General features: G+C 50.1%; 14 protein-coding genes. 9 read left to right on the plus strand and 5 right to left on the minus strand.

The annotated features are described in order from the left end of the window. Positions 1-9: 9 nt before the first annotated feature. Positions 10-1,071 (plus strand): serine hydrolase, encoded by a 1,062-nt coding sequence (locus BN4314_RS02530; protein ID WP_068539627.1) that lies wholly within the window; start codon positions 10-12, stop codon positions 1,069-1,071. 88 nt (positions 1,072-1,159) lie between these two features. Here BN4314_RS02530 and murB read toward each other — a convergent pair whose 3' ends face one another. From murB to BN4314_RS02555, 5 genes are read right to left on the minus strand one after another with little or no spacing between them, the layout of a single operon-like run. Beyond that, positions 1,160-2,083 carry a UDP-N-acetylmuramate dehydrogenase gene (murB, locus tag BN4314_RS02535; RefSeq protein ID WP_021735904.1) on the minus strand — a complete coding sequence of 308 codons (924 nt, stop codon included), beginning with the start codon at positions 2,081-2,083 and terminating at the stop codon, positions 1,160-1,162. 58 nt (positions 2,084-2,141) lie between these two features. Further along, positions 2,142-2,471 (minus strand): AzlD domain-containing protein, encoded by a 330-nt coding sequence (locus BN4314_RS02540; RefSeq protein ID WP_021735927.1) that lies wholly within the window; start codon positions 2,469-2,471, stop codon positions 2,142-2,144. Further along, complete coding sequence (locus tag BN4314_RS02545; RefSeq protein WP_222859677.1) at positions 2,468-3,118, minus strand: AzlC family ABC transporter permease; 651 nt, start codon at positions 3,116-3,118, stop codon at positions 2,468-2,470. Before BN4314_RS02545 ends, BN4314_RS02540 begins: the two co-directional genes overlap by 4 nt. Positions 3,119-3,176: 58 nt before the next feature. Next, the gene (locus tag BN4314_RS02550) at positions 3,177-3,869 is read right to left on the minus strand and encodes a class I SAM-dependent methyltransferase (RefSeq protein WP_068539628.1); all 693 of its coding nucleotides are present in this window, start codon (positions 3,867-3,869) and stop codon (positions 3,177-3,179) included. Positions 3,870-3,893: 24 nt separating this feature from the next. After that, positions 3,894-4,775 carry a DegV family protein gene (locus tag BN4314_RS02555; protein WP_068539629.1) on the minus strand — a complete coding sequence of 294 codons (882 nt, stop codon included), beginning with the start codon at positions 4,773-4,775 and terminating at the stop codon, positions 3,894-3,896. Between the two features lie 172 nt (positions 4,776-4,947). On the opposite strand from BN4314_RS02555, the gene BN4314_RS02560 reads away from it, so the two are divergent. From BN4314_RS02560 to BN4314_RS02595, 8 genes are all read left to right on the plus strand, one after another. Further along, positions 4,948-6,657, plus strand: coding sequence for an OPT/YSL family transporter (locus BN4314_RS02560; protein WP_082911136.1), 1,710 nt, complete (start codon positions 4,948-4,950; stop codon positions 6,655-6,657). A 164-nt stretch (positions 6,658-6,821) separates the two neighbouring features. Continuing rightward, a complete protein-coding gene (locus BN4314_RS02565; protein WP_068539630.1) occupies positions 6,822-8,021 on the plus strand; it encodes a DUF975 family protein in 1,200 nt (399 codons plus the stop codon). Between the two features lie 115 nt (positions 8,022-8,136). Continuing rightward, positions 8,137-8,904 (plus strand): response regulator transcription factor, encoded by a 768-nt coding sequence (locus BN4314_RS02570; protein WP_068539631.1) that lies wholly within the window; start codon positions 8,137-8,139, stop codon positions 8,902-8,904. Between the two features lie 3 nt (positions 8,905-8,907). Next, complete coding sequence (locus BN4314_RS02575) at positions 8,908-9,942, plus strand: sensor histidine kinase (protein ID WP_082911137.1); 1,035 nt, start codon at positions 8,908-8,910, stop codon at positions 9,940-9,942. 194 nt (positions 9,943-10,136) lie between these two features. Next, entirely contained in the window at positions 10,137-11,648 is a 1,512-nt protein-coding gene (locus tag BN4314_RS02580) for an amino acid adenylation domain-containing protein (RefSeq protein WP_068539632.1), read from the plus strand. Positions 11,649-11,714: 66 nt separating this feature from the next. After that, positions 11,715-11,954 carry an acyl carrier protein gene (locus BN4314_RS02585; RefSeq protein ID WP_021735888.1) on the plus strand — a complete coding sequence of 80 codons (240 nt, stop codon included), beginning with the start codon at positions 11,715-11,717 and terminating at the stop codon, positions 11,952-11,954. A gap of 8 nt (positions 11,955-11,962) precedes the next feature. Next, entirely contained in the window at positions 11,963-13,558 is a 1,596-nt protein-coding gene (locus tag BN4314_RS02590; RefSeq protein WP_068539633.1) for an MBOAT family O-acyltransferase, read from the plus strand. A gap of 8 nt (positions 13,559-13,566) precedes the next feature. Further along, positions 13,567-14,556 (plus strand): SGNH/GDSL hydrolase family protein, encoded by a 990-nt coding sequence (locus tag BN4314_RS02595; RefSeq protein WP_068539634.1) that lies wholly within the window; start codon positions 13,567-13,569, stop codon positions 14,554-14,556. The last annotated feature ends 286 nt before the right edge of the window (positions 14,557-14,842 follow it).

Below are 14,842 nucleotides of genomic sequence, written 5' to 3' on the forward strand. Positions count from 1 at the left end.
CTATATCAGGTGAGACGCCTGCGCTTGGCACTACTTGCTACTGCCCTTGCAGGGATAGGCGTGCTTGTAGTTGCCATCTTGCAAGGAACCCATATCAGAGAAAAAGCAGTACCTATAGCTTCAACTCTTTTAGATTCCACAGGCTCATCTACCTATAGCACTTCTGCCATAACGACAGAAAATGCAGCCAATGCACCTGATACAGAGGCAGGAGACGAAATCGAGCCCTTTGCAACTACTGCAAGCCTTCTGCCTCTTTTCTTTGACGAACACAATCAATCCTATCTACAAAATCCCCATGCGGCTGCACTATTAAGGAGTGAGGCTATGGGAAATCTTGCTGATGAGATTTCCTTACTTGAAAAAGACGGTTACAGCGTAGGGGTTGTTTTGCTGGATATTCAGACAGAACGACAACTAACCTATCACGCTGATGAAGTTTTTTATCCTGCAAGCAGCATCAAAGGTCCCTACATTACCAGTCTTTACCAGCAGCTTATCGAGACAGGACAGGTGAGGGAGTCTGCGCTAGCTACGACCGCAAGCAATGTATTGCGTTACTCAGACAACACAAGTTATGCTCAGCTGCGCCTTCGTTATGGGTCTGAGCCTTTCGAAGCTTGGCTTGCTGCGGCAGGTATTGATGCGGGAGCCTATGACACCCTCGCCGATTATGCCACGCCCTCCTATCCCAATACCACTCCCAGACAACTGCTGGGCATGTGGCAGCAGATTTATCACTATTTGGAGCAGGACAGTGATGCGGCCAATGCCTTGGAATATGCAATGTCACAGCGCGAAGTTTCTGCTCTCGATGATGCGCTCGAAGGTCCCGAGCTCTCTTGGGGTAAAGCTGGTTGGTATCCAGCTGATGCGGGCGACAACTATTGCGCTACCGTCGATGCAGGTATCGTATGGTCCGACCAAGGACCGTATATTGCTGTGGTAATGAGTGATGTGCCTGATAACATGGCCGCCCTTGTGCCCATCTTTACCGCCTTAGACGAAATTCACGCTACCTTTGCAACAACGACAGCGTCAGCTATCGTGCCGACTACAACAAGCGATTAATGGCGCAACAGAGGTGATTTCTCATCTGCGGCTTCCAAGCAAGGAGTGCGAGGGCTCGCACGTCCCCTATTTGAGCGACAAAAGCAGGTTAACCCAGAAAGCGGACTTCAGGCTCCATATGAACGCCAAACTGACGCTCAACTTCATCTTGGACATGCGCAATTACCGCACGCACATCAGCTGCAGTTGCGCCACCTAGATTGACAACAAAGCCAGCATGCTTGGTTGATATGCCTGCACCACCATACTGATAGCCCTTAAGTCCTGCATCGGTAATCAACTTACCCGCAAAATAACCTTCAGGACGCTTGAAAGTCGAGCCAGCGCTAGGCAATTCCAACGGCTGTTTTTCTTCTCGACGCACAGTGAAATCATCCATCTTGGCGCGGATTTTTTTGGGATCTCCACAACGGAGGGCAAAGCTTGCACTTACCACTACCAAATTGTCCGTCTTGACGCGGCTCGTACGATAACCCATGGCAAGTTCATCAATGCTCAGAGTCTGCTGCTCACCTGTTGGCAAAATCACACGAACACAAGATAAGACATCGGAAATACAACCATCATAGGCACCAGCATTCATAAAGCAGGCACCACCCACAGATCCTGGAATACCACAGGCAAACTCAAGGCCTGTCAGACCCAATTCACATGCCATCTCGGATGCCTCACGCAAAGGCACGCCCGCCTCGCAGGTCAGGAGCTCATCGTCAGCAGTAACGCCTGTCAGGCCATCCGCAAGTCCAATGATCACACCGCGATAGCCCTCATCAGCAACAAGCAAATCAGAGCCCTTGCCCAACACAAAATACGGCACTTCTCGCTCACGACAAATATCAAGAATCTCCGCGAGCTCGGCCACATCTTCAGGAATCACATACAGATCAGCGGGACCACCAATCTTGAAAGTTGTATGCTCGCTCATAGGTTCGTTGAGAAGGACATCTTCCTCTCCTACTATCGAGCGAAACTTCCACGCCAGACCCTCAAGGTCATAAGCAGACTCCGACATCGTACTCCCGTCCTCGCGGTATAAGACATCACTAGTTTGACAGATTTGAACTGCTTCGTCACACCACCCAAAACAGTGCCGCATAGGCAAGCATACCCACAACGGCGCTCCAAATGAGTGACCCTGTCTTTTTTGCAACAAAAATAACGGGTAGCGCAGCTACAAAAGGTAGTACTCCCGCTTTGGGATCTCTCATCAACAGCTCAGGCTGAATAAGGTCATTTGCCACCAACGCCGCAAAAGCAGCTACTGGTATTAATGAAAATGCCTCTTCAACGCGCTCGGGTAGAGTACGTCCTTTGAGCAGCAAAATAGGCGCCACACGACAGACAAGTATCTCAAGCAAAACACCCACATAAATAAGAAGGTAACTCGCATAGGGACTCATGATTTCACCGCCCCATACACGGTGCCTGCTATTACGCCGAGCAACGCCCCGAGAAAGACTGCCAGTCCGCCCAGCCCCACCAGCTTGCAAACAGCAACACCCAACACAGCTACTACCAACGCAAGTACGGCTTCGATACGCATTTTCTGGCCCACAAGCAGGCAAATAAAAATGGCAGTCATTGCAAAAGAAGTAATTTCTGTTGGCAAGGCAAGCAGAGGTCCCACCAGCGCACCGATGCAGTTTGCACTTGCCCACGAAAACATACTTTCAAGATTGATTGCCAATGCATCTTGAGGAGTCCAGTCCTCGCCAACGCGTGAAAGTTTGTCGAGATTGATGCCAAAGGTTTCATCAGTTACCGTAGCTGAAAAAACCACCGTGAGCAGCCGGCTTGTTTTGCGAAAAAAAGGTGCAAAGGCTGCTGAATAAAGTACTTGGCGTGTATTGACAAGAGAAATCGAAGCGATGATTGCAAGAGGACTTGCTCCTGCGAGCACCATATTGGGGAACATAAACTGGCCCGCACCTGAATAGACCGTTGCACTTACCACAAAACAAGCCCATGCGGGAACACCTACCTGAGCTGCAAGAATGCCGCTCGGAAGGCCAATGGCTAAGTAGCCCAACATGACAGGCAGTGCCACAGGAATCGTTTTTTTAAGTCTTTTGATCATGCGAAACATTCTAATAGCTTGTGAGACGTTATTGCGATAAAGTGTGCGGCGGCACAATTACATCAAAACGCACTGCTTTACCCAAAAGACTATAACTAGGGCGCGAAGAGGCAAGTGTTGGCGCCTTGAGAGGTCGCTTAACAAGCACTTTGCGCGGGTTAGCTGCAAGCGCAGCATGTAACAGCGCTCTTTCGTCAGTGCACGGCTGCTCGAGATGATGCAAGAGTTGGAATTTCTTCTTGACTGCCGCTGACTTGGTACGCCCTGGAAACATCGGGTCAAGATAGACGACATCTACCTTGTTTGCCAAGCTAGGCAGTACATCAACGCTATTGCTTTCAAAAAGCTGCATACGTCCAACGACCGGTGCTAACTGAGCTACGTTCGCCGCTCGTTGCAAGCCATCACGCAATAATGCCGCAATGACGGCGTCGCTTTCAAAAAGCAAAACCTTGCAACCTGCCGCAGCAAAGAGCAGCGAGTCCTCACCCAGACCCGCTGTCGCATCAACTACTACGGGCTGTGTAACAGCCTTAATACGCGCCGCTCGCACTACTAATTCACGTGCTAGTCTATCTTGGCGCAAGCGCGGTAGCAGAGCCGTAAAATCACAGCTCAGCTCCATCGCGCCATCAGTCAAAACCAGGCCACATGCGCCTTTGATAAGCTCAAGTCCCGCTTGTCTTGCTTCCTGCTGTGCTTGGTCTAAATCTGTATCCATCACATCGCCTGTACACAGCTGTAGTTACACGCGCTTGGCAAAGAACGACACGGCAATAGCGCCAGGACCAGTATGCGTACCAATGGTGGCACCCATGGGCCAAACGGGAGGCTTTCCCGCCGCGCTCTCCCAAAGATGAGAGCTGTCCTTGATGTATTTGTTGGCAAGATGCGCAGAGGTGCCCGCATAGCCCACATTAAGAGGCAGCTCATAGTCAATACCACCTACTGCTTCAATCTTTTGGTTGAGCAGGTTTTTGCCATTTTTGGAACCGCGCGCTTTGCCCAAAATACTTATAACGCCATCACGAAGCTCGACTACAGGCTTGATAGAAAGCAGTGCACCCATCGCAGCAGCACCTCCTGTAAGGCGGCCACCACGGCGCAGATACTCAAGGGTGTCAAGCAACACCACGACGCGCAAATCGCGCTTACGCAACTCGAGTTCCTTGACGATTTGCTCGCAGCTCATGCCCTCGTGCAACATGCGAAGTGCCCACTCTACCAGCGCACGCTGGCCCACACAGGCTGAGCCCGACTCAATGATATGCACACGCGCTGCCCACTCGGGGTCCTTCGTTTCAATTTCGGAAAGTGCGAGCTGAGCGCTTTGATACGTACCTGAAAGACCAGATGCAATGGTAATGACTACCACATCATCGTTTGCCTCACGAGCAGACAGATACGCATCGCGAAAAAGTCCGGGGGCAGGCTGGCTTGTCTTGGGCAACGTATCCGTCTCAACTAACAACTCGTAAAAACGCTGCGGAGTCAGATTAACGCCATCGGAATAGACCTTTGCGTTGGCACCTTCACCAAAGGTGATAGACAGGGGAACAATTTCAAGGCCTTGCTGAGAACCCTGAGCTATATCAGATGCAGAGTCGGTGATGATGCGGATTGACATGGTCTACCTCCACTTTACTGCCGAGCAAAAAGCACTTGTTATTAGGATAATCGAACAGCGAGAATGCCGTCTGATTCTCTGAAATGATAGTATGAACCGGCAATGTTTGCGGTAAAAGTATGAGCCACGTAACTTTTTGGCGTGGGTAAGTAGCCCGCATCAAGGTCGTAGCATGTCAAGAGTAACTGGTGAAAGGTTGGACGTGAGAACTAATATACAAACAAACTCCCCCAAAAAGTCCACATCTAGCGAGTCTTCTGGTGAGCTTACAGCTACTGGTCTCGTAATAGGCATCATTGGCTGCATCATCATCACGGCCTCATCCGTCTATACCGCGCTTAAAATGGGCGCGCTCCCCTGGCCAACGATTTTTACCTCAATTACGGCACTCACTCTGCTGCGCGCTTTTGGTCATCGCAGCCTGAACGAGGCAAATATTACACAGATCATTATGTCTGCAGGATCGATGGTTGCGGGTGGCCTCGCGTTTACTATTCCCGCAGCGTGGATGCTCGGTATGGCTGACCGCGTAAACTGGGTGGTAATGCTACTCGTTGCGCTCGGCGGTACCTTGCTGGGTCTTAGTTGGACAGCACTTTTTCGCCGTCGTTTAGTGGAGCGCTCAGGATTGGAATACCCCATCGGTATCGCTGCAGCGCAGACTCTAGAAGCAAGTACCGCTGGCGGTAGTACAGGCAAAAAACTCTTTGGCTCAATGGCGGTGGCCGGTCTTTGGAGCATAGCACGCGATGTATTAGCTCTTATGCCGCCCATCGTAGCCCAGCTTCCCATTCCTGGCATTGCGTTTGGCATCTATAACTCACCCATGATGCTTTCTGTCGGCTTTCTTGTAGGTGGGAGCGCTGTGGCATTTTGGCTTGGCGGAGCTCTGTTTGCCAACTTTGGTCTCACGGTGGGAGGCACCGCACTTGGACTCTGGGATCTTGCGACGGCAAGCCGTATCGTGCCAAGTTTAGGTATGGGTCTGATGATGGGATCTGGCGCTGGCGTTATCGTCAAAGACATCATTCCTCAGTTTGTTTTTTTCTTGCGTCAATCCAAACACCGTGATGCCATACAAAGCGATGATACCGCTGAGTCGGCTTGGCTCTCTCGTACCGATGCGGGAGCTTTGGGTTTGCTGATAGCTGCTGCGGCACTGCTCATTTGCTTTGGCTTGGGACTAGGTCCTGTAGCAATGCTCGTTATCGTGGCACTCAGTTTTGTGACCACTATCATGAGCGCACAGTCTGTTGGGCAAACAGGCATCGATCCCATGGAAATTTTTGGCCTCATTGTTTTGCTAGCCGTTGCTGCCTTGGGAGAAGCTGACGAAGTTAAGCTTTTCTTTGTCGCAGGTATCGTGGCTGTCGCTTGTGGCCTTGCGGGCGATGTGATGAGCGACTTCAAGACGGGTCAGCTCCTCGGTACCAGCCCTCGTGCCATGTGGAGGGGTCAGGCTATCGGCGCTCTGCTTGGTTGTTTAATTTCGGTGGCGGTTATGGCAGCACTGCTTGCGGCACATGGTGCAGATGCTTTTGGACCTGGCAAGGAATTTGTCTCGGCCCAGGCTTCTGTTGTTGCAACAATGGTTGCTGGTATCCCAAGTCTTTCTGCCTTTATTGCAGGTATCGTTGCAGGAGTAGTGCTTCATTGCTTTGGCCTACCTGCCATGATGCTAGGACTGGGCGTTTACCTGCCTCTTTATCTATCACTCACCGCTCCTATTGGGGCTCTTGTCAAGTTTATCTATGACCGTATACGCCCTCAGAACAAGGGCGGCGAGGACGGCATTGTCATAGCTTCTGGCCTGCTTGGTGGTGAATCTATCGTCGGCGTTGTAATCGCATTGATTGCCGTTGCTACCGGTTTGCTTGCCTAGCGCCTTGTCATGGCATGAAAATACTGCGCTCACAGACAGATAATAAATTGCTTATATTGCAGGAGAGCTTAAGAAAAACTTAGGGAATCGTATACCTCTTGGCTAGGTTTTAGCCTCATTATAGTGTCATCAGCAAACGGCGCAGATGTTCAAGGAGGGACATCATGTGGGAACGTTATGACCTAAAAGAAAAGGCCAAGAGGAGTCTGCGAGCCAACTATTGGAAAACCGTCTTGGTTGCTTTTTTGCTAACAGCAATTGCGGGCGCCAGTGTAGGTGCAAGCGCTGGGACAGCTGCTAATGCGGCATTTCAGGAAGTCACCAAGGGAGCTGGGAGCGCAGCTTACAGCTCGTCTGAGTACTACAGCAGTAGTGACCCAGAATTTATTGACAACTTTGATGAGGACTTTGAATACGGCGTGGGCGAAGACGAGGGTAGTTTTGTCATGAATAACTCAGACACGGCTTTTCCTCACCACGAATACGACGATTCATCCCTGCCTGCCATTGTGCTGCTGCCATTTGTGGCTTTAGGTATCCTGGCGATTGTTGTAGCCATAGCTGCCGCAGCCGCCTTGCAAATTCTTATCTACAATCCCTTGCGTGTCGGCATGAGCCGCTTTTTCCTACGCAATCTTAATCAACCTGCCAATGTTGCTGAGGTTGGTCGTAGCTTTGACCGCAACTTTAGCGAAAACTTCAAAACGCTCTTTTTCATGGATTTGTACATCTTTGCTTGGTCTTTGTTGCTTGTTGTCCCCGGTATCATCAAGTTCTATGAGTACCGCATGATTCCTTATCTTTTGGCAGATGACCCTACCATGACCCGCGAGCGTGCATTTGCTGAGAGTCGTCAGATGATGAATGGTAATAAGTGGCAGACCTTCGTACTAGACTTGTCCTTTATCCCTTGGCATATACTCGCTGGCTTGACCCTAGGCATTCTCGACATCTTTTATGTGGAGCCCTACATCCAAATGACTTATGCCGCTCTTTACGAGACGCTACGCTATGGCACAAATTCGTCTGCTTTACCCTTTAGTGCAGGTGAGCAAAACAGCAGCTGGAACGCTTCTGCCAACCATGGTCCTGTGCCTCCTACCGTCAGCTATCCCATGAGCACTACTTCTGTAGCTGCAGCTCCTATCGAAACTGCTCGCGATGAAGCTTTCACTCCAGAAGTGCCCGCAACAGAACAATCCACGGAAGATACCCGTGATGAGGGTGCTGCCAGTGATACGACCGCTGTTAGTGATGAGAACGCCGCTAACGATGAGGGCGCCGCTAGTGATGCGGACACCAAAAACAATGAGGACGATAGCCCTCATAGCTCAAGCGATACCGATGAAACCGCGCTTCTCTAAGTGAAATTTACCTCGCACTGAGCTTGCATTACGTTCTAGCGTTACCATTTGTCTTGAGACGCGCCGCCCAGGCATTGCGCTTGAGCGGCGCCTGTGCAGTTAAAGGGGAAATCACATGAGCAGCAGTGAACATCGTTGCATCCTGATTGCCGATGATGAAGCAGAGATTCGCGAAGTCTTGCGTCTCTACCTAGAAAATGCTGGTTATCAGGTAGTAGAAGCATCAGACGGACAAGAAGCACTCGATGTTCTTGCAGCTCAACCCATTGACTTGTGTCTCTTGGACATCATGATGCCCAAGGTGAATGGTTATGAGATTCTCCGCCAGCTGCGCGCCACAGCACCCACGCCTGTAATTTTGATTTCGGCAAAGGGCCAGGATGCTGAGCGTGTTATTGGCTTGGATTTAGGTGCCGATGACTATTTAGTCAAACCCTTTAATCCCCTAGAGGCAGTTGCGCGCTCCAATGCATTAATGCGTCGCGTTTACGCTATTGATGCGCAACCCCTTCCCTCCAAACCTGTTGCTACAGAGGCGTCAAGCTCCGCTACAGCTACCGCAGCCCCTCAAGCAGAACGTAATGAAAATCGCCAGCTGAGCGTGCGCGACCTTGTGCTTGACTTAGACGCCTGCGAGCTCACCCGCGCGGGCAACCCCATCGAGCTCACTTCGGTAGAATTTCGCGTAATGGAACTTCTGATGGAACATCCTGGACGCGTTTTTACCAAGCAACAAATTTACGAGAAGGGCTGGGGAGAGACCTACATGGCTGCCGAAAATAACGTCATGGTATGCATTAGCAAGCTTCGCGCCAAGCTCTCCGATGATGCAAATGTCTACATCCGCACTATTCGTGGTCTTGGCTACCGTTTGGAGCGCTAGAGTATGGCACAGCACACCAAGCCAAACGCACCCGCAAATAATGCCGATGAACTTAGATCTTTTAACGGGTATCTCAGCGTGAGATTTGTGCTGGTATGTAGTTTGGTGGTCTTTATCGAATGGATTATCTGGCCCTTCGCTAACAGATTTGTTTTTCGCCATTCTTTTGCACTTCTTGCCACAGCAATAAAAGGCACTACGACAGCCTGGACTCACGGTATCGCTAGCTTACTCTTTGGCATATCGCTGATATTTGCTCCCCTATTTATCGGTTCTTTGCTCTTTGCCCGCATGATTGAGCACCGCGTCAAGCAAGAACAGAAGAGGCGCGATCTTGAGCAAGCAAAGCTCTACGCTCGGCGCAATCTCATGATTACTGATATGGCCCATGACTTGCGCACACCTGTGATGAGTATCGGTGGTCTTGCCCAAGCTCTAGCAGACGGCCTTGTAAGTAATCCTGCCGACCAAGAACGTTATCTGCGCTCTATCCAAGCAAAAGCTGATCGTATGGGACGGTTAACTGACGTACTTTTTGATTTTACCAAGCTCGAAAGCGAAAATTATACCCTCAGCCGAGAGCGCTGCGACCTACCACAAATCGTACTAAGCGAAGCTGCTGCCAGCTATACTGATGCGGAAGAAGCAGGGATGACACTTGAGGTGGAGGTGCCCGAAACGCCCCTTCCTATCTATGCTGATGCGCATCAACTCGGTCGTGTCTTTGCTAACCTTATCACCAATGCCATCAGGCACAATCCCGCTGGTACCACCATCTATGTGGGACTTGTTCACCTTGCGGGAGCCGTCGCTGTCGTTATCGGCGATACAGGTATGCCCATCGCTGGAGATACCGACGCACTTTTTGAACCTTTCTCACGCGGCGACATGGCACGCAATACCAATTCAAGTGGCAGCGGGCTGGGCCTTTCCATTGCAAAAAAGATTGTCGACCTTCACGGATATCAAATACGCCTTGATCAGCCATACGGATGGCTGATCAAGGCATTTGTGGTGACATGCACTATTGAAGACTGAGGTTCGCTCAATACCCTAACCGCAGCTCATTTAAGTTATTTTTCTTATTTCTTAAGAAAGAATAGGCTTAGATGTAAGGTTGTCCTAAGATTTTCCTTCTACCATAAAAGTTATCCTTGTCACACTACTGAACGGATACGCCAGCATTTTAAACGCGACATATTGCGAGCAGCGCGCCCCATGGAAGGAAAAGTATGACTTATACAAACGTTCTTCAATGGCTTGAGGAGTCAGCCCAGCGGTATGCTGACAAGATTTCATATGCAGACGATAAAAAAGCCCTGAGCTACTCTGAACTTCTCACGCAGGTTCAAAGCGTAGGCAGCACGCTCGCTCGCTGTGGCAAAGCACAGCAGGCAATAGCCGTTCTACTCCCTCGTGGGGTCGATCAGGTTGTCGCACTCTTGGGTATCGCCGCTGCTGGTGGCCATTATGCCATCCTAGATGCTGAGTCTCCTCGCGAGCGTCTCGCGAACATCGTGACATCCTTTAAGCCAGCAGCTATTTTGGTCTGCGAACAAACTGCCCAGCTTGGAGAAGAACTGCTTCCTGGCGCTTGTATCGCTATCGATGAGGCTTCCACAGGAGATATCGATACCACCATGCTGGCCGATATTCGTTGCAAGACTCGCCCCGACGATTTACTTTACGTACTCTATACCTCAGGTTCAACCGGTATGCCCAAAGGTGTCATGGTAAGCCATGCCAATGTCATTTCCTATGTCAGCTGGTTTGCAGACTGCTTTGACATTAGCGAGGAAACCATATTTGGCAGCCAGACACCGCTGTACTTCTCCATGTCTGTCTCGGATATGTTTGCCACCATTCGTCAGGGCGCTACGATGTACCTCATCTCCAAACGCCTCTTTAGTTGGCCCGTACCTCTTGTCAACTGGCTTAATGAACGTAAGGTCAACACTATCTATTGGGTGCCCACTGCTCTTGGTATGCTCTCTCGTTGGGATGTACTATCCGTCGCTCCGCTAGAACATATCTGCAAAGTTCTCTTTGCTGGCGAGGTAATGCCTACACCCACACTCAATTACTGGATGGATAAGCTTCCCAAAGCAAAGTTTGCCAATCTCTTTGGCCCTACCGAAACTACCGATATTTGTACCTATTACAAGGTTAACAGACGCTTGTCTAACGAGGAGTCGCTGCCTATAGGTCGTGTCTGCGAGGGTATGAAAGCTCTTGTGATACGCGAGGACGGTCAAGAAGCTGGCATTGATGATGAGGGCGAACTGTATGTAGGTGGACCTTTTGTTGCCCTGGGATATTTGGGAGATGCCAAGCGAACCGCAGAAACCTTTGTTGTCAATCCGCTCGATGCACATGATTCACAACTCTATTATCGCACTGGTGATATCGTGCGACCTGCCCGTGATGGTGATCTGCGCTATGTGAGCCGCAGGGACTTCCAAATTAAACGCAACGGCTATCGCATCGAATTAGGTGAAATTGAGGCTGCTGCAGCTGCATGTGAGGGTGTCGCAAGCTGTGCGGCTATCTGGGAGCCCACGCAAGGTCATATTGTTATCTTTGCTTCAGGTAACAAACTCAACAAAGACGAGCTGCACCAACAGCTGACTCATCGCCTGCCCACCTATATGATGCCTGACAACATCAACTTGTTGGCCACACTACCTCTTAATGCCAATGGCAAAATCGATCGTCATGCTTTGCTTGATGCTTGTTGTGTGTAGCTTTACCTGCTGTTTTTTGCTTCTATATACTGTTCAACGGTAATTTTTTAAAAGAAGGGGAATGTCATGGACGAAATCAAAGAGCAAGTACGCGATATGTTGCAGGAGATTCTTCCTGATGTTGATATCGACAACACTGATGACCTCGTTGGATCGGGTGCCATCGACTCGATGACCTCAATTATGCTTGTTAGCGCTATCGAAGACGAGTTTGAAGTACGCGTATCTCCCCTGGAAATGACACCAGATAACTTTGCTTCCGTTGATTCCATCGCAGCGCTTATTGAGCGCCTCCTTGACGAATAGAGTGTAACGTGTCCCTCACAGCTTGGAAGGGTCTGGCACTCTATCTCGGAGTGTTTCTCCCTTTTGTCTATCTTGCCTATTTTATTGTTCCTAAGCGTTGGCGCTGGATTATCCTGTTGGCCGCCAGCTACGCTTTCTTCTGGAACTCCAGCAAGATCTTGGTGGTCTATCTCATTGCAGCTACCTTGGTCACTTGGATCAGCGGGCTGCTTATTGAACGGGCAAAAAATTCCATTCAAAAGCCTGAGGGACGTAAAGAAACTCGCGACGAACGCAAGCAGCGCCGCGCTATCACACAAAAGCGCATGCGTTTGGTATGCACCATCGGTAGCCTCATTTTGTTGGGTATCCTCGTGGTACTGAAATATGGTGGCTTTATTCAGGGCATCTTTGTTGATCTGTTTAACGCTGATGCCACACTTCCGTTGGCAAGAGTTGCGCTGCCGCTCGGCATCTCGTTTTACACCATGTCTGCTATGGGCTATGTCATTGACGTATACCGAGGTAAATACGCCGCCTGCCACAATCTGGGGACTATCGCGCTGTTTTTGTCCTTCTTCCCTACGCTCACCGAAGGTCCTATTGGGCGCTTTGATGAACTCGCACCACAACTACGTGCCGGAGAGATTGCCCGCGGTGAGCGGTTAGTCTATGGGCTGCAACTTATCGTATGGGGCATGATAAAAAAGATTGTCGTTGCCGATCGTGTTGCGCCGTTGGTAGGTATGATTTTTACCAACCACACCTCCTACAAGGGTGTCATGGTCATTATTGCCGCGGCGCTCTATACTCTGCAGCTCTACGCTGATTTCTCAGGCGTTGTGGATATTGCCCGCGGTAGTTCCGAACTGTGCGGCATCACGTTAGCTCAGAATTTCCGTCAGCCTTTCTTCTCAAAAAGTGTTAATGAATTTTGGCGTCGTTGGCACATGACACTTGGTGGATGGCTGCGCGACTATGTTTTTTATCCCGTATCGCTATCAGGCGCTACGCGGGCGCTTTCAACATGGGCACGCAAGTATCTAAAGGGCAACGCCGTACGCATTGTGCCAACTCTTTTGCCTTTGCTTGCCGTGTGGTCTGCTACAGGTATCTGGCATGGTGCCGCCTGGAAATACCTCGCCTATGGCCTGTACTACTTTGCACTAGTCGTGGTGGGCATGGTACTGGAGCCTTTATTTGCCGCTTTCTTTGAGCGCACGGGCATCAAGCGTGATGGTCTGCTTAATCAGGGTATCACCATGATGCGCACCATAGCTCTAGTCATTATTGGCATGATGCTGTTCCGTGCCGATACGCTCACTGACTTTGTACAGATGTTTAAGTCTCTCTTTGCTGGCCTAGGCACAGAGCCGCTTGTTGACAATCTGTGGCTCAGCTTCCGTGTCTCTGGCGCCGACCTCATCATTGCACTTATTGGCGGCGCAGTAATGCTTGCTGTCGATATTGCTCATGAGTGTGATATCGCTCTACGACCGCTGTTGCTTAGGCATGGTACGGCGCTGCGCTGGGCAGTAGGTATTGCCTTGGTCGCTTTTGTGCTGACCTTTGGAGCCTATGGACCTGGCTATGACGCCATTCCCTCAATTTACGCCAACTTCTAGGATGAACCATGGTTGAAGAAAAGAAGAGCTGCGATACGACTGCAACAAAGCAGCATGGTGCTGGGCAACAGTCTTCCGCCGAGAGAAAACACTCAGATGCGCCATCGCTTTTCCATGGCATTATGCGCTCGTTGGGATTTATGGCCGTACTCTATGCGGTTCTGCTGGTACTCTCTGCCGTGGTGACACCACACAACCCTGTGGTCACCTTAGGTTTGCACTTCCCTAATCAATTTGACTATACACTGCTTGACCGCAACAGTCTTGACCTTATCTTTGTTGGTGACTCAAGTGCACAAAGCAGTTTTGCCCCTGAGCTTATTGAACAACGTATAGGCATCCGCTCATACAATTCTGCTCGTCCGCTACAAAAGCTCGCCGAGTCTGATGAGATTGCCAACGATACCTTTAACTATCACCATACCAAGCTTGTTGTTGCCGAAACCAACAACTTCTTCCACCGTACGGGCGTTCGCATGGTTATGCAAGATGTTGGTCGCAGAATTTGTCCTTTGCTGCGCTATCACAGCAACTGGAAGCTCATTGCCACAGGGCACATGGATGACAATCCCCAAGGCATTGCTCCGCATATGGGTTATAAAAAGAAAGAACAAGTAGTCCCTTACAAGGGCGGCGATTATATGAAGGACAAGGGCAACAAGATTTCCTTGACTCCCATTGCCGAGTACTACCTCAATGACCTAAAGAAAAGCTGTGAAGAGCATGGTGCAAAATTAGTACTAGTAAGCGCTCCAAATGCTCGCGAGTTTACTTTTGCAAGACATGTTGAGCTTGAACGCTGGGCAAAAAAGAACGGTGTCACCTACTACGACATGAACGATCCCTCTTCTAAGGTTGGCATCGACTGGTCGGTCGATTCGCGCGACGGTGGCACACATCTTAATTTTGCGGGTGCTACCAAGGCCAGCAACTGGCTCGCCGATCGTCTTTACACCGACTTTGGCATTGGCCATAAGCCCACGGGAGATCAAAAGTAGCGTCCTCGAAAAATGACAGATAGTTCACGTCATACGAATCTTGCATGGCAAATAAAAGATGGTTCAAGCTTCGAGCCTTTTTTCAATAGATGGTTCGTTTGTCGAACTAGAGAAAAATCTGACCTGCGCTTTTACACTTGCTTACTTCGAAACTCGAACCATCTTTTGTTTGAGGCGCCGAAACTTGAACCATCTACGGCTCAGAGTGTATTTGCGGCAGTTGTGATAAACGCGCGCCTAGGCCAGCTGACACCAAAGCACACCTACAGCAGCGGCAGCCGCATAC

The sequence above is a fragment of the Olegusella massiliensis genome (genome assembly GCF_900078545.1).
In the GTDB taxonomy this organism is placed as follows: domain Bacteria; phylum Actinomycetota; class Coriobacteriia; order Coriobacteriales; family Atopobiaceae; genus Olegusella; species Olegusella massiliensis.